Annotated in this window: 18 protein-coding genes; 7 read left to right on the top strand and 11 right to left on the bottom strand. The window is 66.1% G+C overall.

Going from position 1 to position 22,876, the window contains the following annotated elements; translation table 11 throughout:
• Window positions 1-59: 59 nt before the first annotated feature.
• The 8 genes from AC04MI_RS07520 to AC04MI_RS07485 all read right to left on the bottom strand — a co-directional run bounded on the left by AC04MI_RS07520 (window position 60) and on the right by AC04MI_RS07485 (window position 10,576).
• Window positions 60-1,547 carry a nucleobase:cation symporter-2 family protein gene (locus AC04MI_RS07520; RefSeq protein WP_476497491.1) on the bottom strand — a complete coding sequence of 496 codons (1,488 nt, stop codon included), beginning with the start codon at window positions 1,545-1,547 and terminating at the stop codon, window positions 60-62.
• A 199-nt stretch (window positions 1,548-1,746) separates the two neighbouring features.
• Window positions 1,747-2,451, bottom strand: coding sequence for a GntR family transcriptional regulator (locus AC04MI_RS07515; protein WP_099729440.1), 705 nt, complete (start codon window positions 2,449-2,451; stop codon window positions 1,747-1,749).
• Window positions 2,452-2,488: 37 nt separating this feature from the next.
• A complete protein-coding gene (locus AC04MI_RS07510; protein ID WP_476497490.1) occupies window positions 2,489-3,769 on the bottom strand; it encodes a C4-dicarboxylate transporter DctA in 1,281 nt (426 codons plus the stop codon).
• Window positions 3,770-3,962: 193 nt separating this feature from the next.
• Window positions 3,963-5,750, bottom strand: a complete 1,788-nt coding sequence (gene ggt, locus AC04MI_RS07505) for a gamma-glutamyltransferase (protein WP_436075658.1) — start codon at window positions 5,748-5,750, stop codon at window positions 3,963-3,965.
• A 168-nt stretch (window positions 5,751-5,918) separates the two neighbouring features.
• Window positions 5,919-7,154 (bottom strand): M20 family metallopeptidase, encoded by a 1,236-nt coding sequence (locus tag AC04MI_RS07500; protein WP_476497489.1) that lies wholly within the window; start codon window positions 7,152-7,154, stop codon window positions 5,919-5,921.
• Window positions 7,151-8,932: a 2-oxo-4-hydroxy-4-carboxy-5-ureidoimidazoline decarboxylase gene (gene uraD, locus AC04MI_RS07495; protein ID WP_476497487.1), complete on the bottom strand. Its 1,782-nt coding sequence runs from the start codon at window positions 8,930-8,932 to the stop codon at window positions 7,151-7,153. Before uraD ends, AC04MI_RS07500 begins: the two co-directional genes overlap by 4 nt.
• Window positions 8,933-8,937: 5 nt before the next feature.
• Entirely contained in the window at window positions 8,938-9,894 is a 957-nt protein-coding gene (gene puuE, locus AC04MI_RS07490; RefSeq protein ID WP_436078136.1) for an allantoinase PuuE, read from the bottom strand.
• A 13-nt stretch (window positions 9,895-9,907) separates the two neighbouring features.
• Window positions 9,908-10,576: a GntR family transcriptional regulator gene (locus tag AC04MI_RS07485; protein WP_108496883.1), complete on the bottom strand. Its 669-nt coding sequence runs from the start codon at window positions 10,574-10,576 to the stop codon at window positions 9,908-9,910.
• 108 nt (window positions 10,577-10,684) lie between these two features.
• On the opposite strand from AC04MI_RS07485, the gene uraH reads away from it, so the two are divergent.
• Window positions 10,685-11,035, top strand: a complete 351-nt coding sequence (gene uraH / locus AC04MI_RS07480; protein ID WP_099729445.1) for a hydroxyisourate hydrolase — start codon at window positions 10,685-10,687, stop codon at window positions 11,033-11,035.
• A 49-nt stretch (window positions 11,036-11,084) separates the two neighbouring features.
• Here uraH and AC04MI_RS07475 read toward each other — a convergent pair whose 3' ends face one another.
• Entirely contained in the window at window positions 11,085-11,570 is a 486-nt protein-coding gene (locus AC04MI_RS07475; RefSeq protein ID WP_476497502.1) for a hypothetical protein, read from the bottom strand.
• A gap of 222 nt (window positions 11,571-11,792) precedes the next feature.
• On the opposite strand from AC04MI_RS07475, the gene xdhC reads away from it, so the two are divergent.
• From xdhC to AC04MI_RS07460, 3 genes are all read left to right on the top strand, one after another.
• Window positions 11,793-12,620: a xanthine dehydrogenase accessory protein XdhC gene (gene xdhC, locus AC04MI_RS07470; protein WP_436078135.1), complete on the top strand. Its 828-nt coding sequence runs from the start codon at window positions 11,793-11,795 to the stop codon at window positions 12,618-12,620.
• Window positions 12,621-12,818: 198 nt separating this feature from the next.
• The gene (locus AC04MI_RS07465) at window positions 12,819-14,063 is read left to right on the top strand and encodes a urate hydroxylase PuuD (RefSeq protein ID WP_436078134.1); all 1,245 of its coding nucleotides are present in this window, start codon (window positions 12,819-12,821) and stop codon (window positions 14,061-14,063) included.
• A 186-nt stretch (window positions 14,064-14,249) separates the two neighbouring features.
• A complete protein-coding gene (locus tag AC04MI_RS07460) occupies window positions 14,250-14,582 on the top strand; it encodes a DMT family transporter (protein ID WP_476497484.1) in 333 nt (110 codons plus the stop codon).
• Window positions 14,583-14,754: 172 nt separating this feature from the next.
• Here the strand turns inward: AC04MI_RS07460 and AC04MI_RS07455 are convergent, their stop codons facing one another.
• Window positions 14,755-16,632, bottom strand: coding sequence for an EAL domain-containing protein (locus AC04MI_RS07455; protein WP_436075656.1), 1,878 nt, complete (start codon window positions 16,630-16,632; stop codon window positions 14,755-14,757).
• Window positions 16,633-16,733: 101 nt separating this feature from the next.
• Here AC04MI_RS07455 and AC04MI_RS07450 point away from each other — a divergent pair, with 101 nt between their 5' ends.
• A complete protein-coding gene (locus AC04MI_RS07450; RefSeq protein ID WP_476497482.1) occupies window positions 16,734-18,089 on the top strand; it encodes a glycerate kinase type-2 family protein in 1,356 nt (451 codons plus the stop codon).
• A 73-nt stretch (window positions 18,090-18,162) separates the two neighbouring features.
• Here AC04MI_RS07450 and AC04MI_RS07445 read toward each other — a convergent pair whose 3' ends face one another.
• On the bottom strand, window positions 18,163-19,203 hold the full coding sequence (locus tag AC04MI_RS07445; RefSeq protein WP_436078133.1) for a porin: 1,041 nt from the start codon (window positions 19,201-19,203) through the stop codon (window positions 18,163-18,165).
• A gap of 292 nt (window positions 19,204-19,495) precedes the next feature.
• On the opposite strand from AC04MI_RS07445, the gene AC04MI_RS07440 reads away from it, so the two are divergent.
• The gene (locus tag AC04MI_RS07440; protein WP_056060781.1) at window positions 19,496-20,119 is read left to right on the top strand and encodes a Crp/Fnr family transcriptional regulator; all 624 of its coding nucleotides are present in this window, start codon (window positions 19,496-19,498) and stop codon (window positions 20,117-20,119) included.
• A gap of 390 nt (window positions 20,120-20,509) precedes the next feature.
• A complete protein-coding gene (locus AC04MI_RS07435; protein WP_436078132.1) occupies window positions 20,510-22,636 on the top strand; it encodes a sensor domain-containing diguanylate cyclase in 2,127 nt (708 codons plus the stop codon).
• Window positions 22,637-22,876: the final 240 nt, after the last annotated feature.

Here is a 22,876-nt window from a genome sequence, read left to right as displayed (position 1 = left end):
GGACAGGGGGCGGAGCCACGCGGGCAGTGGCAGGTTTTCGGCAGCGGGCAGGCGGGATGCTAGTGGGCGTCGGCCTGGCGTGCGGCGTTGACAGCGGCGGAGGTGTCGCGGCTGGCGCCATTGAAGAAAACGTTCAGGGCCACCGCCGTGATCGAGGCCAGGAGGATACCGGATTCGATCAGCGGGTGGATGGCGTGCGGCATCCACTGGCGGAAGTTGGGCGCGATCAGCGGCACCATGCCCACGCCGATGGAAACTGCCACGATCATGGCGTTGAAGCGGTTGGTCTTGAAGTCCACCCCGCCCAGGATGCGGATGCCCGTGGCCGCCACCATGCCGAACATCACCAGCCCCGCGCCGCCCAGCACCATGGTGGGCAGCGACTCGACCAGTGCGGCCATCTTGGGCAGCACGCCCAGCACGATCAGGATCACACCACCCGCCACGCACACAAAGCGGCTCTTGACGCCGGTGACGGCGACCAGACCCACGTTCTGCGAGAAGCTGGTGTACGGAAAGGTGTTGAAGATGCCGCCCAGCAGCGTGCCCAGGCCATCGGTGCGCAGGCCGCGCGTGAGGGCTGCCTGGTCCACCTTGCGGTCGGTCATCTCGCCCAGGGCCAGGAACATGCCGGTGGATTCGATCATGACCACGATCATCACCAGGGTCATGGTCAGGATCAGGATGGGGTCGAACACAGGGCCGGCAATCTCGAACGGCAGCACCAGGTCAAACCACTGCGCCTTGGCCACCTTGTCGAAGTTCATCATGCCCAGCGCCACGGCCACCACCGCACCAATGACGATGCCCAGCAGCACCGAGATGTTGGCGACGAAGCCCTTGGCRAAYTTGRCRATCAGCAGGATGGACAGCAGCACCAGGCCCGAGATGCCCACACCGGTCAGGTCGGCGTACTTGGGGTTGGGCACCGTGGGCACCACCGCAAACCCCTTGGGAACCGGTGGCAGTGACGAGCCGGGGGCTCCGGCAGCGGCCTGCGCATCGGCCAGCCACTTGAGGTGCTCGGGGTTGGGCACGCTGGGCGCCGTGGGGCCCACGGGGTTGCCAAAGATCCAGTTGATGCCCACGCGCATCAGGCTGATGCCGATGACCGCAATGATGGTGCCGGTCACCACCGGCGGGAAGAAACGGAGCATGCGGCTCACCAGTGGCGCGATCAGGATGGAGATCACCCCCGCGCCAATCACCGAGCCAAAGATCAGCCCGGCCCCGGCGGTGCCGCCGGTGGTCTGCGCCATCGAGATCATGGGCGCCACCGAGGCAAAGGTCACCCCCATCATTACCGGCAGCTGAATGCCAAACCATCGCGAGGCGCCCAGCGCCTGGATCAGCGTGACCAGCCCGCACACAAACAGGTCGGCCGAGATCAGCTTGGCTACCTGGTCGGGCGTGAGGTTGAGCGCACGGCCCACGATGAGCGGCACCGCCACGGCACCCGCATACATCACCAGCACATGCTGCAGGCCCAGCGCCGTGAGTCGCCCCAGGGGCAGGTGTTCGTCCACGGGGTGTACGGGCGGGTTCATGGGTGTCCTTCGGGGGTTGGGTTTTGAATACGGAATGGAAACCTGTGCCGAATGGTGCACAGATGTCCATACAAAAATCGTATACAAAATGACCGAGAGCGCTTATCCCGGTTAACCCTTAGAGGGGCGCAGCAAAGTACCCGCCTGCCGTGGACGCAGGCGATGGGAAGGTTAGGGGCCGGGGCGTGCCCGGCGTCAGCTAGCCCAGGTCCGTGGATGCAGCCTTGGTGCGTTGACTGGTCAGCGGTGCCAGCGACTCGCGCAGGCGGTCGCGCACCAGCGGCTGGCCGGGGTTGAGGGCGCCTTCCACATGGCCAATGTGGGCGAGCATGCGTTCGCGGGCCAGGGTGGTGTTGCCGGCCTCCAGCGCCTCCACAATGGCGGCATGCTCCGCACAAGACTGGCTGGCCGCGTGCTGCGACTGGTACAGCGACGCGGCCAGGGTGGTGCGCGCCGTGAGGTCGCGCAGGATGTCGCTCAGGCTGCGGTGGCCCATCGCTTCGGCCAGGCAGACGTGGAAATCTGCGAGCAAAAAGGCCCGTGTGGCAGCGTCAGCTCCTTCGATGGCCTGCTGTTCGTCGGCGATGTGCGCACGCAGGCGGCGGGTCACGCTCTGCAGCGGGCGGCCCGCATCGGCCAGGATGCCCGATTCGATGATGCGCCGGGCGGAGAACGCGTCGCGCGCATCCTCCACCGAGGGCTCCACCACGTACCAGCCCCGGCGCGAGCGCACTTCCACAAAGCCCCGTGCCTGCAGCTGCATCAGGGCCTCGCGCACCAGCGTGCGGCTCACGCCGAACAGATCGGCCAGCTCCTGCTCGCCCAGGCGCTCGCCGGGGGAGAGTTTTTGCGCCAGGATGGATTCCACCACCTGCTGGGCGATCTGGGTCTGGTTGATGCTCATGGCCGGATTGTCGCGTGCTGTGTCGGGGCTTGCCCGATCAGGCACGCGGCGAGGGTGGCTCGCGACCATCCAGCACGGCGTGGGCGCGTTCGCGGTCGATGTCGCCTTCCCAGGCTGCCACGGCCACGGTGGCGACACAGTTGCCAATGAGGTTGCCCAGCGCGCGGGCGATGCCCATGAACCAGTCCACCGACAACACCAGCACCAGGCCAATCGCCGGGATGGCGGGGATGGCCTGCAAGGTGGCTGCCAGCACGACGATGGCCGAGCCGGGCACGCCGTGAGCGCCCTTGGAGGTGACCAGCGAGATCGCCAGGATCGTCAGCAGGTCGGCCATGGAAATCGGCGTGTTGGTGGCCTGGGCGATGAACACGGCGGCCAGTGTGATGTAGATCGAGAACGCGTCCAGGTTGAACGAGTAGCCCGTGGGGATCACCAGGCCCACGGTCGAATCGCGGATGCCCATGTGCTTGAGCTTGGCCATGATCTGGGGCAGCACGCTGTCGGACGACGTGGTGGCAAACACCACGGCCAGTTCCTCGCGCAGATAGCGCAGCAGCTTAAACAGGCTGAAGCCCGACACCCGCATGATGAGGCCCAGCACCACCACGACGAAGATGACCACCGCGGCGTAGAACAGCGCCACCAGCATGCCCAGCTGCTTGAGGGAACCCAGGCCGTATTTGCCCACGGTGAACGCGATGGCGCCCAGCACACCCAACGGTGCGAGCTTGATGATGAGGCCCATGGTCTTGAACAGCACATGCGACAGGTCATCGATCAGGCCGGTGACCCGCGCCCCGCGCTCACCGATCAATGCCAGGGCGCAGCCAAAAACGATGGAAAACAGCAGAACCTGCAGCACGTCGCCGTTGGCAAACGCGCTCACGGCGGTGGTGGGGATGAGCTTGAGCAAGAAGTCGGTGAAACCGCCGCCGGTGAGCTTGCTGGCGTTTTCGGCGTAGGCGCCCATGGCTTTGGGGTCCAGCGCCTTGGGGTCCACGTTCATGCCCACGCCGGGCTSGAACMMGAASGCCAGCRCCAGGCCCAGCACCAGGGCGATGGAGGTGASCACCTCGAAGTAGATCAGCGMYTTSACGCCSACCCGSCCYACSCGCTKSAGGTCGCCMGYGCCTGCRATGCCRTGCACCACCACGCAGAASACSAKSASCGGGATGAKCATCTTGATSAGCTTGATGAAGCCGTCTCCCAGGGGCTTGAGCGCAATGGCGGTGTCGGGCCACACAAGGCCCACCACCACACCGGCTATCAAGGCCAGCACCACCTGACCAAAAAGGGATTTGAAAAACCGGGGCATGCCAACTCCTTCAGTAGCTTTTTGAACGCAAATCTTGCATACAAGAACTGTAGGCAAGTCTGAAGAGTGGCGGTATGAGGGTATGCCCGCATGGGGTTGCCAGAGGCGGCAATAAAAAGGCCACGCCTTTGTGGGGCGTGGCCTCGCAAATGTTGACAAGCACAGACCGCCCGCATCAAGCGGGCGCCGGCAATCAGTAGCCGAGGGTCTTGCCGTCGGGGTTGCGGGGGTCCGAGTAGCCGTACAGCGCGCCGCCACGGATCTGGATGGTCTGCGTGCGGCCCATCGAAGGCTTGACCGCGATGTTGTGGCCGCGTTGCTTGAGCAGGGCAATGGTGTCGGGCGAGAGGCCCTTTTCCACGCGCAGCTCGTCCGGCGTCCACTGGTGGTGCACGCGGGGTGCCGCTGCGGCCTCCGCAGGGTTCATGCCGAAGTCGATGGTGTTGACCACCGTCTGCAGCACCGTGGTGATGATGCGCGCGCCGCCAGGGCTTCCAGTGACCAGCGTGGGCTTGCCGTCCTTGAGCACCAGGGTGGGCGTCATCGACGACAGGGGGCGCTTCTTGGCGGCCACTGCGTTGGCGTCGCCACCGACCAGGCCATAGGCATTGGCCACGCCGGGCTTGGCCGAGAAGTCGTCCATCTCGTTGTTGAGCAGGATGCCCGTGCCCTTGGCGACGATGCCGCTGCCGAAGTTGGTGTTCAGCGTGTAGGTCACGGCCACGGCGTTGCCCGCCTTGTCCACCACCGAGTAGTGGGTGGTCTGGTCGCTCTCATACGGCTGGGGCTGGCCGGGCTTGATCTCCTTGGCCGGGCGTGCGCGGTTGGGGTCGATGCCCTTGGCCAGCGATTCGGCATAGCGCTTGGAGGTCAGGCCCTTCAGCGGGATCTTCACGAAGTCTGGGTCGCCCAGGTATTCGGAGCGGTCGGCGTATGCCAGCTTGCTGCTCTCGGCCATGTGGTGGATGGTCTGCGCGCTGTTGGGGCCCCACTGGGCCAGGGGCAGGGGCTCCAGCATGTTCAGGATCTGCACCAGGTGCGGGCCGCCCGAGGAGGGTGGGGGCATGGTCACGATCTCGTAGCCACGGTAGGTGCCACGCGTGGGGACGCGTTCGGCCACCTTGTATTCGCGCAGGTCCTGCAGGGTGATGGCGCCTGTGTGGGGTGCCATTTCGGCGGCGATCTTCTGGGCGATCTCGCCTTCGTAGAACGCCTTGGCGCCCTGCTGGGCGATGAGGCGCATGGATTGCGCCAGGTCTTTTTGCACCAGCGGGTCACCCACCTTCAGGGGTTCGCCGTTCTTCCAGAAGATGGCCTGGGTGGCAGGCCACTTGCCCATGTTCTTCTTCTCTTGCTGCAGGATCTTGGCGAGCGTTTCGCTCACCGGGAAGCCCTTGTCCGCCAGTTCAATCGCCGGTGCGATCACACGCGACAGGGGCAGGGTGCCCCAGCTCTTGAGTGCGTGTTCCATGCCCGCCACGGTGCCGGGAACGCCCACGGCATAGTGGGTGTACAGCGACTTGCCGTCCACCACATTGCCCTTGGCGTCCAGGTACATGTCGCGCGTGGCCTTCGATGGCGCCACTTCGCGGAAGTCGAGGGCCACGCTCTTGCCGGTCTTGGCGTCGTGCACCATCATGAAGCCGCCACCACCCAGGTTGCCCGCATTGGGCAGGGCCACGGCCAGCGCAAAGCCAATGCCCACGGCCGCATCCACAGCGTTGCCGCCGGCCTTGAGGATGTCCAGGCCAATCTGCGAGGCCAGCTCCTGCTCGGAGGCGACCATGCCATTGCGTGCCACCACGGGGTGGAACACATCCATGTCGAAGTCGTAGGCTGCACTGGCGGCCTGGGCCGAGGCGGTCTGCTGCACTGCGGGCGCGGGTGCAGCCGTGGCTACCGGCGGCGTGCTGCCGCAGGCCGTGAGGCTGGCCAGGGCCAGCACAACGCTGCCAGCCAGCAGCGTATGACGAATGTTCATGGGATATCTCCTGGTGTGTGGAATCTGGAAATGACAACGGGCGCACCCAGCCGAAGGATGCGCCCGCGCCAGTGTAGGTCGGTCAAAGGGCTGCCAGAGGCAATCTCGCCATGACATTGAAGCGCAGCACTGATGTGCTGCGTGCATTACTTACTGCCCTGTGGGCCCTCAGGCGAGCAAGTCGCTCAATGTCCGTGCAATCACCTTGGTGGCGCGGCGCAGGTCTTCGAGCTGCAGGCGCTCGTCGGCGCGCTTGGCGTGCGATTCGAGGACCGTGCGGGGGCCTGCACCGTAAATCACGCCGGGAATGCCGCGCTCCACATACAGGCGCACATCGGTGTAGAGCGGCGTGCCCACGGCGGGTACCGGTTCACCGATCACGGCCTGGGCATGTTGCTGGATCGCATCGACCAGGGGCTTGTTGCCAGCCAGCGGCGTCATCGCGTTGGCCAGCAGCAGGCGCTTGATCTCCACGCTGATACCGGCGCGCTCACCTGTAGCCTGTTCGATCACGCGGCGGATGTTGGCTTCAACCTCCACCGGGTTTTCCTCGGGGATCATGCGGCGGTCGAGCTTGAACATCACCTTGCCGGGTACGACGTTGGTGTTGGTGCCGCCCTCGATGCGGCCCACGTTCAGGTAGGGGTGCTTGATGCCTTCGACCTTGGACGTGACCTTCTTGTACTCGTCGTTTTGTGCGTACAGCGCGTTCAGGATGTGCACGGCGCCCTGCAGGGCGTCCACGCCGGTGTGGGGCACGGCGGCATGGGCCATCTTGCCGTGCACCGTCACTTCCATCTGCAGGCAGCCGTTGTGTGCGGTGACCACTTCGTAGCTGAAGCCGGCGGCAATCATCAGGTCGGGCTTTGTCAGTCCCTTTTGCAGCAACCAGCCGGGGCCGAGTTCGCCGCCAAACTCTTCGTCGTAGGTGAAGTGCAGCTCTACCGCGCCCTGGGTGGGCCTGGCCACGGCTTCSARSGCSCGCASSGCRAAGGTGAAGCTCGCRAAGTCGCTCTTGCTCACGGCGGYSGCGCGGCCGTASAKGSYGCCRTCGRCAATCTCGSCRCCGTAGGGGTCGTGYGTCCAGCCTTCGCCGGGSGGCACCACGTCRCCGTGGGCGTTCAGGGCGATGGTCTTGCCACCGCTGCCGTACGGTCTGCGCACGATGAGGTTGGTGATGGATTCCATGCCGTAGGCCAACACATCGGCAGTGGGCACGGCGTGCTTTTCGGCCTCGTAGCCAAAGTCCTTCAGCAGCTCGGCSGTRCGCTCGGCRTGSGGCGCGTTGTTGCCGGGMGGCGTGTCGGTKGGCACGCGCACGAGGGCCTGCAGAAAGCGCACTTCTTCGTCAAAGTGCTGGTCGATCCAGGCGTCCAGCGCGGCGTGGTGGTTCGGGGTGGTCATGGTTGTTGTTCCTCGGCAAGCTGGTGCAGCACCTGGGTGAAGGCGTCCACGGCCAGTTGCATGTCGTTGTTGGTGGTGGATTCGAGCGGGTTGTGGCTGATGCCGGAGTTTTCTCCGCGCACGAACAGCATGGCCTGCGGCATGATTTCGTGCAGCTTCATGGCATCGTGGCCTGCCCCACTGGGCATGCGGAACACAGGCACGCCCAGGTGGTCCACCGCACGCTCCCACTGGTGCTGCAGGGCGGGGGCGCTGGGGGCGGCGGCAGCGCGCATGGATTCCTCCAGTGTGTAGCGCAGGCCGCGCCGGGCAGCGATCTGGCCCAGGTGGTCCAGCACATCGCGCACCAGTGCGTCGCGTTGCGGATCGGTGGGTGCACGCAGGTCCAGGCTGAACTGGCAGCGGCCCGGCACCACATTGATGGAGCCGCCGGGCACGTTGAGCAGGCCAATCGTGCCCACCGAGTCTCCGTCCTGGGCGGCGCGCTGCTCGATGTACAGCGCCAGCTCTGCCACGGCTACGGCCGCATCGCGGCGGCGGTCCATGGGGGTGGTGCCTGCGTGGCTGGCGGTGCCGATCATCTCCCCCACAAACCGCACGCCCCCATTGATGGAGGTGACCACGCCCAGCGGCAGGTCCAGCTCGTTGAGCACCGGGCCCTGTTCGATGTGGACTTCAATAAAGCCCAGGTACTGGGCCGGGTCGCGTTGCAGCTTGGCAATGTCGTCAATGCACAGCCCCGCGTGCTGCATGGCAGCGCGCATGGTCACGCCATCGGCATCCTCCTGGTCAAGCCAGGCAGGGTTGAAGTGCCCGATGAGCGCGCCCGAACCCAGGAAGGTGGCCTTGTAGCGCTGGCCCTCCTCTTCGGCAAAGGCAATCACCTCGATGCCAAACGGCAGACGCTTGCCCGCTTGGTGCAGTGCACGCACGCAAGCCATGGGCACAAAGATGCCCAGGCGCCCGTCGTACTTGCCGGCATTGCGCACGGTGTCGTAGTGGCTGCCAGTCATGAGATATCGGGCTCCCGGGCTGGCCGGGTGGTAGCGGCCGACCACGTTGCCAACGGCGTCAATAGTTACTTCGTCAAAGCCGCACGAGTTTTTCATCCAGAACTCGATTCGCTCGGCGCAGGCGCGATGTGCCTCAGTCAGATAGGTGACGGTGAGCTGACCTTTTTCGGAAAAACCGGGGTCGCTGTACTTGGCAAGCTCCTCGTGGGCATCCCAGGTTAGGTTGCCAAGCTCCGGCACGTAGCCGAACTTGTCGTCSARSCGGATYTCRGCRATGCGGTGGATGTTGCGCAGCGCCTCGGCTAGTTCGAACTCTGGATGGTTATTCAGGCGCCGCGCGAAAGTCTCGATGATTTCATTGCGTGGCAGGCCCGTACCACGCGGTCCGCGCACGGCCAGAATGAAGGGGAAACCAAAGCGGGCGTTGTAGTCCGCATTGAGCTGCTGGATGCGCGCAAATTCTTCGGGCGTGCACTGCGTCAGGCCCGCCTTGGACTGCTCGTTGGTCGATTCGGCGGTGAGGCTTTTCGCCACCATGGCSTTGCCCGCSAGCTCGGGGTGGGCGCGGATCAGGCCCAGCTGCGCCTCGGTGCTGGCGGTGCGCACCGCGTGCGCCAGGGCGTGCTTGAGGTGCGCCAGCGAGCGGAATGGCCGCTGCGTGAGCGCCTGCTCGGCAATCCAGGGTGAATGCTCGTACACGCCGTCCAGCGCCTCCAGGGCTTGCGCGGGCGTGGCGGCATTCAGTTGGTCAAGGGTCCATGCCATGGTCATCAGGCCTTTGTGGTGGGGTAGGGGTGCACGGCCTTCCAGTGGCGCGCGATGTCGATACGGCGGGCCACCCACACCTTGTCGTGCTGTGCGATGTGRTCSAGAAAGCGCTGCAGCGCSGTGATGCGGCCSGGSCGSCCSAGCAGGCGGCAGTGCATGCCAATGCTCATCATCTTGGGTGCGTTGTCGCCGGCCGGGTCGCCCTCGGCATACAGCGCATCGAAGGTGTCCTTCATGTACTGGAAGAACGGGTCGGCGTGCGAATAGCCCTGGGGCAGCGCAAAGCGCATGTCGTTGCAATCGAGCGTGTAGGGCACGATGAGCTGGGGCACCACGCTGCCGTCGGTCTTTTGCACCTTCATCCAGAAGGGAAGGTCGTCGCCGTAGTAGTCGCTGTCGTATTCAAAGCCGCCGTAGTCGGCTACCAGGCGGTGGGTGTTGGGGCTGTCGCGGCCGGTGTACCAGCCCAACGCCCTTTCGCCCGTCATTCGTTGGATGATTTCCATCGCCTCTTGCATGTGGGCGCGCTCCACCTCTTCGGGGATGTGCTGGTAATGGATCCACTTGAGCCCATGGCACGCAATCTCGTGGCCCAGCTCCACAAAAGCCGCCGTGAGGTCGGGGTGGCGCTGCAGGGCCGTGGACACGCCGAACACCGTGAGGGGCAGCTGGCGCTTTTCAAACTCGCGCAGGATGCGCCACACGCCAGCGCGCGATCCGTATTCATAAATGCCCTCCATGCTCATGTGCCGCTCGGGGTAGCTGGCCGGGTTGAACATTTCGGACAGGAACTGCTCGCTGCCCGCATCGCCATGCAGCACCGCGTTTTCGCCGCCCTCTTCGTAGTTCAGGACGAATTGCACGGCAATGCGCGCGCTACCGGGCCACTGCGCATGGGGCGGGGTCTTGCCGTAGCCAATAAGGTCGCGGGGGTAGGCCTGGGTGGTGTCGTAGATCATGGTGGGGTGGTTTTCAAGAGGCCAGGGCGGCGGCCAGATCGCTGGCAGGGCGCTTGCGGTCAAAGGTCAGGCTGGCTTCGACATGTTCGAGGTGGCTTTGCATCAAGGCGACGGCACGTTCTTCGTCGCGCGCGGCCAGGGCCGCCACGATGTCGGCGTGCTCCTCGTGCGAGTGTTCGGCGGCGCTGGCTGACTGGTACATCAGCGTGATGAGTGCACAGCGCGAGATCAGGTCGCCCAGCATCTGCGCCAGCACCTCGTTGCCCATCAGTTCGGCCATGCGCACATGAAAGTCGCCCAGCAACTCGGTGCGGGTGCTGGCGTCGTGTGTGCCCATGGCGGTCTTCTCGCTGGCCACGTGGGCGCGCAGGGCCTTCAGCTTGGCGGGCGTCACGCTGCGCACAAAGGCGCGGGTCATTTCGGTTTCCAGCATGCGGCGCACGGCAAACACTTGGCGTGCCTCCTCGACCGAGGGCGTGGCCACAAATGCGCCCCGTGCGGGCTCCAGCGTGACCAGCCGGTTCTGTGCCAGCTGGAACAGCGCCTGGCGCACCAGCGTGCGCGACACGCCRAARTGGTCGGCCAGCTTYTGCTCRGCCAGCTTGGTRCCGGGYTGCAGGCGGTGCTCTACGATGGCGCGGGTCAGCGCTTCAACAATGGCGCTGGTCGAGGAAGATTCCATGGCTGCATGATACGGTGGATGGTGAAAAGTGTATACACTTTTGGTCTACACGCTGCGATCTGGCAATCGTCGCCGATTGGACAGACTCTTACTTCAGGAGATTCCCCCATGGGATTGAGCACCCACGTTCTGGACACCATGAACGGCTGCCCTGCGGCCGGCATGGAAGTGGCCCTGTATTCCACCGACGGCGACAACGCCACCCTCATCAAGCGCCTGGTGCTGAACCATGACGGCCGCACCGACGCACCGCTGTTCGACAACGCCAGCCTGCGCACCGGCACCTACCGGCTGCGCTTTGATGTGGCGGGCTACTTCAAGGCCCGGGGCGTGCATCTGCCCGAACCCAATTTTCTGAACCAGGTGAGCCTGGACTTCGGCATTGCGCATGCCGACCAGCACTACCACGTGCCGCTGCTSGTSAGCCCCTGGAGCTATTCGACCTACCGGGGCTCGTAGCAAGCGCTGCCTGACGGCCGAAGTGGCCTGGCCGCTCAGGGGGATATTGCTACAGCTGCCCTTCGGTCAGSGTRTCGAGCTGAAAGYGCCCGCTCTTGTCCCACAGCCAGGTSTCGGTGTAGGTGACCTTGCCCATGCGGGCAGGGACTGGGAAGGGGGCCGCAGCGCGCACCGTGCGCTCGATTTCGGTGACCACCTCGGGGGCATGGCGCGGGGCGCGCATCCAGTGCAGGCGGGTGATCTTGCCCGCGCGGTCGATGTCGAGCTGCAGCACACCGATGGCATACAGCTGCGGCGGCAGTTTGCCTTTGAAGATGCGTTCGCGGTTCAGCCCATACAGGTGCGTGGCGGCATCCTGGCGGTAGGCCAGCGGTGTGGCAGCGGCCGAGGGGCGCGCAGATCCGGCCGTGGCAGGCACGGGGCCCTTGACGCCGCTGGCATCGGGGCCGGTGGAGGGGACGCTGTCGGGCGCGGGGGCTGGCGTGGGCTCTGGCGGGGACTTGCAGGCCGAGACCAGCGCCGCACCCACGGCCATGATGCCTGCCAGCAACCAGTGGCTGCGCTTTCCGGTGGAGCGGGGAGAGGGCGTGTCGGGCATGGTGTGAAAGGTTCCTGAGGCTGCGGGCACGATAACCCAGCGGCGAAGGTGGTACGTTACAAAATGACGACGGCTGCAAAGGGGATGCAGCAACATGCCTCACCGGAGGGTGAGCCGCTTGCCTGGCCCCGTTTTGCGTCCGTCACGAAAAGGATCGCGGTGACAAATTTGCAAATGCTGCTGGACGGCCTGGGGGCCGCGCCAGCCTGTCTGGTGACCGTGGAGTCTACCCAAGGGTCCGTGCCCCGGGAGCGCGGCGCCTGGATGGCGGTATTTGCCGACCAGCTGGTGGGCACCATCGGCGGCGGGCATCTGGAGCTGCAGGCGATTGCCGAGGCGCGCCGCCGCCTGGCGGGTGGGCCGGTGACGGCGCTTGGGCCGATGCGGTTTGCGCTGGGCCCGGCGCTGGGCCAGTGCTGCGGCGGGGTGGTGCACCTGGGATTTGAGCTTCTCGCGGCGCAAGACGCCCCGGGGCTGGCCCAGCGCCTCACACCCAACCTGCACCCGGTGGCCCTGTTTGGCGGCGGGCATGTGGGCCACGCGCTGGCCCGCGTGCTGGCGCCACTGCCTTTTGCGCTGACCTGGATCGACAGCCGGGACGGCATCTTCCCGCCCGACCCGCCCGAGGGTGTGGTCTGCGAACACTCCGAGCCGGTGCAACTCGCCGTGCCCCGCCTGGCACCCGGCAGCCGCGTGCTGATCATGAGCTTCAGCCACGCCGARGACCTGGACGTGGTGGCCGCCTGCCTGCGCCGCCAGCGCGAGCAGGGCGACCTGCCTTTCATCGGATTGATCGGCAGCCAAACCAAGTGGGCCACCTTCAGCAACCGCCTGCATGAGCGCGGGTTCGCGCCCGAGGAGCTGGCCCAAGTGACGTGCCCCATCGGCATTCCCGGCATCGGGGGCAAGGAGCCCGAGGTGATTGCCGTGGCCGTGGCAGCGCAGTTGCTGCAGACGCTGCAGCCAGCGCCAAAGGCTGGGGAATGAGGGTAATTCCGGCCCCGAATGCCTCAGGTTGGGGCTGGAATCGGGAACAATTCCTGCATACACTTTGACGTACCGGTCGCAGCGGTGCCCCGGCCAGCAACCCACTGGCCAAGGTGCGCGACCTCAATGTCTGCTCAGAGCGCCCGCAGTGGTGAGCAGGTTTGCTGTTTGGCGCTAACGCGCCATCAAGGTTGAGATATGGAAAGCTACTTTCTCGACTGGGCCAACCTGCTTTTGCGCTGGGTCCATGTCATTACGGCCATCGCCTGGATCGGCTCGTCGTTCTATTTCGTTTTTCTGGACAGCAGCCTCACGCCGCCCGAGGACGAAGACCTCAAGAAACAAGGCGTGAGCGGCGAGCTCTGGGCCGTGCACGGCGGCGGGTTTTACCACCCCGTCAAGTTCGCGGTGTCGCCGCCGCAGTTGCCCAAACACCTGCACTGGTTCTTCTGGGAGAGCTACAGCACCTGGATCAGCGGGTTTGCGCTGTTCACCGTGTCCTACCTCTACAGCGCCAGTACCTACCTCATCGACAAGTCGCGCATGGACTGGGCGCCCGCCACGGCCATCATGGTGGCGCTGGGCTTCTTTGTGGTGTTCTGGCTGCTGTACGACGCCATCTGCCGCATCTTCGGCCAGCGCAAGAACGGCGACGCCATTGTGGGCGCGCTGGTGCTGGTGCTGGTGTGCGTGGCCTCGTGGCTGGCCTGCCACTGGTTTGCGGGCCGCGCGGCCTTCCTGCTGGTGGGGGCGATGATCGCCACATCCATGAGCGCCAACGTGTTCTTCTGGATCATCCCTGGCCAGCGCACGGTCATCAGCCAGATCAAGGCTGGCCAGCCCGTGGACCCGATCCACGGCAAGCGCGGCAAGCAGCGCAGCGTGCACAACACCTATTTCACGCTGCCGGTGCTGTTTGCCATGCTGAGCAACCACTACAGCTTCACCTGGAGCCACCCGCAAAACTGGCTGGTGCTGATCCTGATGATGTTCGCGGGCGCGGCCATCCGCCAGTTCTTCGTGATGCGCCACGGCTACAAGCTGGGCCGCAACGGCAACCCGCTGCCGTATGCGCTGGTGGGTGTGGCCGTGATCGTGGGCGCCATTGTGTGGATGCGCCCCGCACCGGTGGCCACCCCCGTGGTGAATGCTCCTGTTTCAGGAGCTGCCAGCGCATATAAAAACGGCGCTAGCAGCCAAAATGACTTCAAGGCCGTGCAGGCGGTGCTGGAACAGCGCTGCTACATGTGCCACGGCGAGCAGGTGCAGATGAAGAACCTGCGGCTTGATTCGCCCGACAGCGTGAAGCAACACGCCCAGGCCATCTACCAGCAGGCCGTCGTGCAAAAGCTCATGCCCATGAACAACGCCACGGGCATCACCGATGCGGAGCGTGCGTTGATTGGGAAGTGGTTTGAGGCAGGGGCTGCAACGGGGCCTTGAATGTGTTGAGTGCCGCGGCAATCGGCCAGAAGCTGTCGCTCACAGAATCGCCAAGAAGCGGACGTGGCTCGACTGAGCCTTAGTCTGTTTCGGCGCGCCTCTGATACTCTCCAATACTGATCCGGGGTACCGCTCTTAGAACCTCTGGCCGCGCTCGGTATAGGCGCCTGGCTTGAGAGGTGCTCTGTGCGTGACTCAACCTTTGCTTGGCTTGTACTGGCGGCAAGCGTGCTCTCGGAAGTCGTTGGAACCATTGCACTCCGCTATGCGGATGGCTTCACACGTATTTTCCCTTCCGTCCTTTCAGGGCTTTGTTATTCCGCCGCTATCTGGCTTATGGCAATCGCCGTCCGGCATATGGAAGTCGGACTTACCTATGCGGTATGGGCGGGAAGCRGAACAGCTTTGACGGCGGTGCTCGGAATGCTCTGGTTTGGTGAGTCGGCGAGCTTCCTTCGACTGGCCGGTCTAAGCTTCATTGTTTTGGGCGTCATTGCTTTGAACTTGAGTGCCCGATAGGTCGCCGGACACGCATTTTCAAAGACTGATTCACGCTTCAGCGAGCGGCTACAAAGGGACCGAAGCGGACTTTTTTGCCTTAAGCCGAGCAGCTTCGAGGACTCAATGCCGGCAAGCCAGAACCCCGTTTTTGCTTTGGTGTTGCGTCCTTGGGGCGCGATCCAAACAGGCCCTACGCCGCCAGCACATCCTGCAGCGCCCGCGTGGCAGCCACCGCCCCCAGGCTGGATTCGGTAAACCCGCCATGCAGCACCACCCCGGTTGATGCCTGCTTCGCCTCATGCTTGGCCACGGCGGCCAGGTTGGCCACTTCTTCGGCGTACCGAAAGCGCCCGGGCGTGATGCGCACCGCGCCGATGGCCAGCGTGGTGCACGGAAAGAACCGCTGCACGCCATGCCGGTCCTCGGCATGGATGCCGCCTGCCAGCCGTGCGCTGTCGTCGAACAGCGTGACGGCCTCGCGTGCGAACTCGTCCACGATGTTCTTGCAGCGCTGCAGCCAGTTGCTGCTCTGGAAGATCAGCATGAAGTCGTCCCCGCCCACATGGCCCACAAAGTCGCTGCGTGCGTCGCAGTGTGCCGTGGCCAGGCGCGCCACCAGGCGGATCATCTGGTCGCCGCGCCAGTAGCCGTAGTGGTCGTTGAAGGGCTTGAAGTTGTTCAGGTCCGCATAGCAGGCCACGAACTCGGTGCCGCTTTCCAGCAAGCGCTGGATGTGCAGGCTGATGGGAATGTTGCCCGGCAGAAAAGTCAGTGGGTTGGCGTGGCGCGCGGCCTCGATGCGGGTCTCGGTCACGGCGCGCACCAGCTGGTCGCCGGTGCCCAGGCCCAGGTAGCGGCCGTTGTCGGTGACGATGTAGCCGTCGCTCAGGTAGCGCTGGTCCTGCGAGGTGAGGATGCCAACGAGCTGGTCCACATCGCAGTCCAGCTCGACCACGCGCGGCGCCAGGTTGGCAAACGCCAGGCAGGACTTGCGGCCATGCACCTCGCGGAAGTACGGCGTGGCGTAATGATTCATGAACTGCTGGCGGTTGATGAGGGCCACGGGGCGCGACCCGTCTACCACCGCCAGCGCGTGCAGGTCCGTGTGCTGGCGGAACAGGGCGGCCACGGCGTCGTTGTTGGTGGCGGGCGCTGCGGTGGGTGCCTGCACCACCAGCAGGCTGCGCAGGATGCCTGGGCGCGCGGTCTGGCCCAGGTGCGGCAGCACGGCCACGCGGCGGTCGTGCATCACCTCCAGCGCCGCGTCGTCCACCGCCTCGCGCGGCGCCATGGCCGGGCGGCCCAGCAGCCAGCCCTGGCCCAGGGGGATGTCCAGGTCGCGCAGCGCGCGCAGGTCGTCGCGGGTTTCGATGCCTTCGGCGATGAGCTGGGTGCCGAACACGTCGGCAATGCCCTTGATGGCCTGCAGCATCTGGAGGTTCTCGGGGTGGTCGCTGATGTCGCGGATGAAGTATTTGTCGATCTTCACGAAGTCGGGCTTCACCTCGGACCACAGCCTGAGGCTGGAGCGGCCATCGCCAAAGTCGTCCAGCGCCAGCCGCGCGCCGCAGGCATGTACGGCCTTGATGGCCTGGCGCAGCTGGGGCATGTCGGTCACGCGTTCGTGCTCGGTGATCTCCAGCACCAGCATGCGAGCGCTCAGGCCCAGGCTGCGCACGGTGTTGCCCAGCTCGGTGGCGCCGATCAGCTGGACGCCATGCACCAGCGCATCGGCGCTGATGTTCACAAACAGCCGGCCCGGCGCGTCGTGCCGGCCCCATTGCTCCATGGCGGTGTAAACGCACAGCAGCTCAAAGTCCTGCAGGATGCCCTCGTGCCGGGCCAGCTCCAGCAGTTTGTCGGGGGTGTGCAGCGGGGTGTTCTGGGGGCCACGTATCAGTGCCTCGTGTGCGTACACCTGGCCCTCGCGCAGGTCGGCCAGGGGCTGGAACACGCAGTACAGCCCGCCCTCGCGCATCAGCCGCGCCAGGGGGCCGGTGCCCTGGCGGGCGGCGGGCGATAGCAGCGCCATCATCGCCTCCAGTCGGCTCCATGGGGTGTTGTGCATGGCTGTTGTGGGTCCCTGAGCAAGGGTGCCGACGATACCGGTGGCGTGTGACAGGCTGGTTACAGCAACGTGACTGGTACTACCGCTGCACAATGCGCGGCATGCACCCAGAAACCCAGCCAGCCAGTCCCTCCCTGCCGGACTACCGCACCCATCCCCGCGCCTTTCTGAAGGCGCTGTTTGATGCCGCAGTGCACAGCGCACAACCCCTGCACGGCATGCGCCAGTGGCTGCCCCAGCCGCCCAGCCGCGAGAGCGGGGGCCGCACCCTGGTGCTGGGCGCGGGCAAGGCGGGGGGCGCCATGGCCCAGGCACTGGAGGCCCTGTGGCCGCAGGACGCGCCCCTGTCGGGCCTGGTGGTCACCCGCTACGGGCATGTGCCGCCCCGGCCTGCGGGCGTGCCGCAGCGCATCGAGGTGGTCGAGGCCGCGCACCCCGTGCCCGATGCGGCGGGGCTGGCCGCGGCGCAGCGCATTCTCGATCTGACCCAGGGGCTGACGGAGCACGACCTGGTGCTGTGCCTGATCTCGGGCGGGGGCTCGTCCCTGCTGACCTTGCCCTGCGACGGGGTGACGCTGGAAGACAAGCAGCGCATCAACCGCGCCCTGCTCGACAGCGGCGCSCACATTGGCGAGATGAACTGCGTGCGCAAGCACCTCTCGCGCATCAAGGGCGGSCGYCTGGCGGCGGCCTGYGCGCCRGCGCGCGTGGTCACGCTCACCATCAGCGACGTGCCSGGCGACGACCCGTCGGTGATTGCCAGTGGCCCCACCGTGCCAGATGCGACCACCTGCGCCGATGCGCTGGCCATYCTSGMSCGCTAYGGCATCGAGGTGCCCCCGGCCATCCGCACTGCGCTGGAGGCTGGCCGCCTGGAGACGCCCAAACCTGGCGACGACCGTTTTGCCGGGCATGCGGTGCACCTGATCGCCACGCCGCAGCAGGCACTGGAAGCCGCGGCCGCGCTGGCCCGTTCGGCGGGGCTGCCTGCGCATGTGCTGTCGGACGAGATGGAGGGCGAGTCGCGTGAGGTGGGCAAGGTGCATGCGGCGCTGGCCCGCGCGGTGGCGCGGCGCGGCCAGCCGTTTGCGGCGCCGTGTGTGATCCTGTCGGGGGGGGAGACCACCGTCACCGTGCGTCCGCGTGCACCCGGTGTGCCTCGGGGGCGGGGCGGGCGTGCGGGCGAGTTTTGCCTGGGCCTGGCGCAGGCGCTGCAGGGCGAGCCCGCCGTGTGGGCGCTGGCGGCCGACACCGACGGCATCGACGGCAGCGAAGACAACGCGGGGGCCTTTGTGTGCCCCGACACGCTGGCGCGCGCAGGCGCTGCAGGCCTGCGCATCGACGACCACCTGGCGCGCAACGACGCCTGGGGATTTTTTGYGGGGCTGGACGACCTGCTGGTCACCGGCCCTACGCACACCAACGTGAATGATTTCCGAGTGCTACTGGTTTTGTAGCATTTCAGGCATATTGCACTGGCGCTTGGGGCCGCTGGGGCTTGAAGAAGGCCCCAGACGCCCTGTGCAGGCCTCAGAACCGGTGGCGGATGCCCACGCCGAAGCTGTTGCCCTTGGTCTGGTTGGTGATGCGGTCGTTCATGGCCATCACGTACACATCGGTGCGCTTGGACAGGAAGTAGTCATACCCCACGGTGAAGGTCTTGCGCGAGATGTCGGTGGCCGTCATCTTGGTCTGCGCCCACGATGCCAGCACCTTACCGGTGGCGCCTGCGGGCACCGACACGCCCAGCTGCGTCGTCTTGGCCTTGTTGGTGGTGTTGTCGGCCTTGGCCTGGCCGTAGCTGGCAAAGGCCTTCACGATCGCAAAGTCATACGCGCCGCCCAGCATCCAGTCGGTCTTGGTGGTGCCCAGGTAGGTGCTGGGCACGGCGGGGTTGCTCATCTGGTCGCGCTCGTAAAAGCCGGTGAGGGTGATGGGGCCGTTGAAGTACAGCGCGTTGATGCCCACGTTCTTCTTGCTGCTGTCGCCTGCGACCTCGCCAAACTGGTAGTGCAGGTTGGCGGTCAGGCCGCCCAGGTTGGGCGTGCTGTAGATGATTTCGTTGGACCAGCCGGTGTCGGATGGCGTGGTCGAACCCCAGCCCGTGCCGTTGAACAGAGGCACGTTCATGTGCAGGATCAGCGGTGCAAAGGTGAACGAGTCGCCCAGCGGGTTCGACAGGATGGACGGCAGGAAGTTGGGGGCCAGGCCGCGCCCCACGGTCACGGTGCCCCAGCTGTCGCTCAGGCCCACGTTGGCATCGCGCGAGAAGAACGTGTCGTTGGCAAATCGACCCTGGATGCCGCTGTCCACCTTGATGAACGAGGTGAGCGCAAAGTTGGCCTTGAGCCCGCCGCCCAGGTCTTCGGTGCCCTTGAATCCGAACCACGACGTGGTCATGCCGCCGCTGCTGACCACCTTGCTGCTGCCGGCGTCACCGGCGTTTTTCATGGAGCCCACAAACACATCGGTCAAGCCCATCAGCTGGACGGAGCTCTGGGCCTGGGCGCCGGTGGAGCACAGCAGGGCGCCACCGAGCGATAGAGACAGTGCAATCAGGTTTTTTTTCATGGAGTGATTCCTGGGGAAGAAAGCGCCGGAGGTCCGGCGGGTGCAAGGGGAGACGCGGCCCCTGTTGCACCGTGGTGCAGGGCGAGGCCCGCCGTTGGGGCATCGCAAGTTCCATGCCCTGGTGCAACACCTGTTTACATACTTTTTGGTCGGGTCAGGGCGCACCCATGCACGTTGCTGGCGCAGTTTTCGTGTGTTTTGGCGCAAACCTGGGGCGTGCCGGGCGGGCGACATGGTGCGGCTTTGATGTGGCTCAATGCCACGGGCGCAGCCGCACGGCACAGTGGCTTCCATGCTGCCATCTACCCTTTTTTCTCTGCCCGCTGACACCGAGGTGATCGCCCCCGGCGAAGTGCTGCGCAGGCGCAATGAGGTGCTGACGACGGTGCTGCACCTCGAAAACGGCCGTGTGCTGCGCGGTGTGCTGGACGACGGTTTCCTGCGCCACCAGCTCGGTGCCGTCGAGGGGCCGTTCTGGCTCGACGCCGCGTCGGCCCTGATGGGCCTGCCGCTACCGGTGGACATGGTGGCCGACACGCGCGTGCATGTGCGGCGCATCCCCATCGAAGAGTTTCGCCGCAGCCTGGCCGCCATGCCTGCGGGCGCGCGCGGGCTGCTGCTGGACATGGCGCAGGGCTACCGGCAGCAGTCCGAGCTGGCCGTGAGCCGCCTGGCACAGGACGCCGAATCGCGCTGCGCGCAGTGGCTGCTGAACCACGCCCAGCCCGACCACAGCGGTGCCATGCAGGTCACCCTGCACCAGCGCAAACGCCTGATTGCGGCGCAGCTGGGCATTGCGCCCGAAACCTTCTCGCGCGTGCTGCGCCACCTGCGCGAGCTGGGCCTGATCCACGGCACCGGCAATGTGCTGGCGCTACCCCAACCACGGGCATTGCAGTCGATGGCGGGCTGCTGACACAGCGTTCTTGACACCGCGCTCTTGACGCCCTGCAGCGACTGTCGCGTTGCGCCTGCCGGCAGCCACGGACTGCCCTTGCGTTGCATTTGCTGACAAGCCCCGCACCCCGGGGTAATGCGCCTTGGGTGGTGGCACGTTCTGCCTGGCAGTGGGAGCTGGCACCACGCTRCAGGGCCCTTGCCGCAGTCCGCTTTCATCCCTCCACACACCCTTCCCGTTCCCTTCCCGCACCCCGACGGGCTCAGGGTTTTTCCTTGGCTTTACCCAAGGGTTCCACCCAAGCCCCTGGGCACAGGCCCTGCGTATATTTGTTGGGACATGTCTGCCATGACCCGTCCCCATGCCGAACTTTGAGTGTGCCCATCAGCCTGCAGGGGGGAAGCGTCCATGACGCCGCCGCCCGGCCCCAAGGCAGCCCCGGACCTTGATCCGGGCTGGCTGGTGCCCGGCGCCCTGGTGCTGCGGCTGATGCTGGTGGCGGCGCTGGCGGTGGCGCTGTCGGGGGCGGTGGCCGCCTGGCTGGTGACACGGGCCTCCGGGCAGGAGGCCATGCGCCGGGTGGTGAGCCAGCAGACCGACGAGGTCGAGGTGGTGGCCCGGTTGCTGGCCAGCAAGATCGAACAAAGCCAGAAGGTGCTGCGCACCGTGGCCGCAGGCATCACACCGGCGATGCTGGAGTCACCCTCGTCGCTGGAATGGCTGCTGCAGCAGGGCCTGCCTGCGGTGCAGTTCTTCGACACCATGCAGGTCGCCCGCGACAACGGCGAACTGCGCCTGAATTTGCGCGCCGGTCAGATCGAAAAGGCCGCGGACCTGGACCCCACTGAACGGGATGCCCTGCGCCGCACCCTGGTGGATGGCAAGCCCCTGGTGTCCGAGCTGATCGCCGGCCGCCGGGGCGAGGCGCGGGTCATGTTCACCATGCCGTTGCACCGCGAAGACGGCACGGTGGTGGGCGTGGTGGCAGGGGCGTTGCGCCTGCAATCCCAAAGCCTGCTGCCACCGTCGATGACGCTGCCCGCGCGCGATGACTCGCAGCTCATCGTCTTCACCCGCGACGGCACCATCCTGTCGCACTCCGACCCCACCCGCGTGCTGGGCCAGGTGCGTGACGAAGTGGGCCTGGCCCCGGTGTACACGCGCTGGCAAAGCCAGGCACAGCCGGTGGTGGGGCGGGGCATGACCCATGTGCAGTCCGACCACATCGTGAGCATGGCGGGCATGCCGCTGCCGCAATGGATCGTGGCGCGCGTGAGCCAGTCGCAGGCGCTGCTGGCACCGCTGCGCGGCGCCCAGCGCGAAGCCTGGTGGCTGGCGTTGGCCAGCATGGTGCTGTGCATGCTGCTGGCGGTGGCGCTGATGGGCTGGATGGCCCAGCCGCTGGCGCAGCTGACCTTCAAGGCGCGCCAGTTGCTCAGGACCAGCGCGCGCCAGCAGCCTGCGCAAGATGTGCATTGGCCCCGCGCGGGCGGCGAGGTGGGCGAACTGGTGCGGGTGTTCCAGGGCCTGGTGCAGCAGGGCAGCCTGCAGCAGTCGCGCAAGGACACGGTGGTCGGCCAGTTCCAGGCCGTGCTGGACAGCGCCCCGGTGGGCATCGTCATCACCCGCCACGGCATGCTGGAGGTGGTGAGCCACCAGGCCTGTGTGATGCTGGGCTACAGCGCGCAGGAGCTGCAGGGCCGCCCCGCGCGCATCCTGTACGCCAGCGACGCCGACTATGCCCAGGTGGGAGACCGTGTGCGCGCCGAGGTGGCGGCGCATGGCGCGTTCGACGGCGATGTCTGCTTTTTGCGCAAGGACGGAACCCCCGTGTGGGCCCGCGTGCAGGGCCAGGGCGTGCGCCCCGAGGAGGTGCACGGTGGCACCGTGTGGATTCTGGAAGACATCACCGCCGCGCGCGAGGCCCAGGTGCAGCAGTCCTGGGGCCGCGCGCACGATGCGCTGACGCAGCTGTACAACCGCGCCGCGTTCGACGAGCGCCTGGGCCAGCTGATGGCGGAGCGGTCGGCCCGCCAGCGCGCTGTGGTGCCCGCCGCCGATGAGGAGGGCGGTGAGACCCAGGGCGACGGGGTGGTGCTGTTCCTCGACCTGGACCATTTCACCGTGGTCAACGACATTGCGGGCCATGACGCGGGCGACGATGTGCTGCGCCACGTGGCCCGGCTGCTGGCGTCCCATGTGCGCCAGATCGGCTGGGCGGCGCGCCTGGGGGGGGACGAGTTTGCGGTGGTGCTGCCCGGCTGCGCTCTGGCACGCGGCCAGGCCGTGGCCGAGCAGTTGCGTGCGGCGGTGCGTGCGTGGGAGCCGTCGTACCAGGGGCGCAGTTTTACGCTGGGGGTGAGCATTGGGCTGGTGGTGCTGGACGCCAGCTTGCAGGATGTGCCGTCGGTGTTGTATGCGGCGGACATGGCTTGTTATGACGCCAAGCGGGCGGGGCGCAACCGGGTGGAGACGCGGCATGCGAGGGATGCGTCGGTGACTTCTTCGGTGCGGATGGCTTTGGGGCCTGTTTGAGGGATTTTGGGCTGGATGCGCTAGTGGAATATGCGGTGGTAGCTATTGATTTTGTAGTGTCTGGTCGTTGCGCTGATTGGGTGGTGTGCCTTTGTTGAGGGCGGAGGCCGGGARTCGCCCCGGCGGGCGAGGTACTTTTCTTTGCTTCGCCAAAGAAAAGTACCCAAAAGAAAGGCGACCCCCAGTCTGCGGCCCCCACACGATGCGTGGGGGCAAACCTGCGGCGGGGCGGTTGTGGGG

It is taken from the genome of Acidovorax sp. LjRoot204 (genome assembly GCF_056175785.1).
This window is presented reverse-complemented; position numbering and strand designations above follow the sequence as displayed.

What these genes read in the sequence shown, in the direction of transcription:
- AC04MI_RS07515 (WP_099729440.1), bottom strand. Translation starts at nt 2,451, where the DNA reads ATGAGCATCAACCAGACCCAGATCGCCCAGCAGGTGGTGGAATCCATC.
- AC04MI_RS07465 (WP_436078134.1), top strand. Translation starts at nt 12,819, where the DNA reads ATGGAAAGCTACTTTCTCGACTGGGCCAACCTGCTTTTGCGCTGGGTC.
- AC04MI_RS07435 (WP_436078132.1), top strand. Translation starts at nt 20,510, where the DNA reads ATGACGCCGCCGCCCGGCCCCAAGGCAGCCCCGGACCTTGATCCGGGC.
- AC04MI_RS07445 (WP_436078133.1), bottom strand. Translation starts at nt 19,203, where the DNA reads ATGAAAAAAAACCTGATTGCACTGTCTCTATCGCTCGGTGGCGCCCTG.
- AC04MI_RS07440 (WP_056060781.1), top strand. Translation starts at nt 19,496, where the DNA reads ATGCTGCCATCTACCCTTTTTTCTCTGCCCGCTGACACCGAGGTGATC.
- AC04MI_RS07455 (WP_436075656.1), bottom strand. Translation starts at nt 16,632, where the DNA reads ATGCACAACACCCCATGGAGCCGACTGGAGGCGATGATGGCGCTGCTA.
- ggt (WP_436075658.1), bottom strand. Translation starts at nt 5,750, where the DNA reads ATGAACATTCGTCATACGCTGCTGGCTGGCAGCGTTGTGCTGGCCCTG.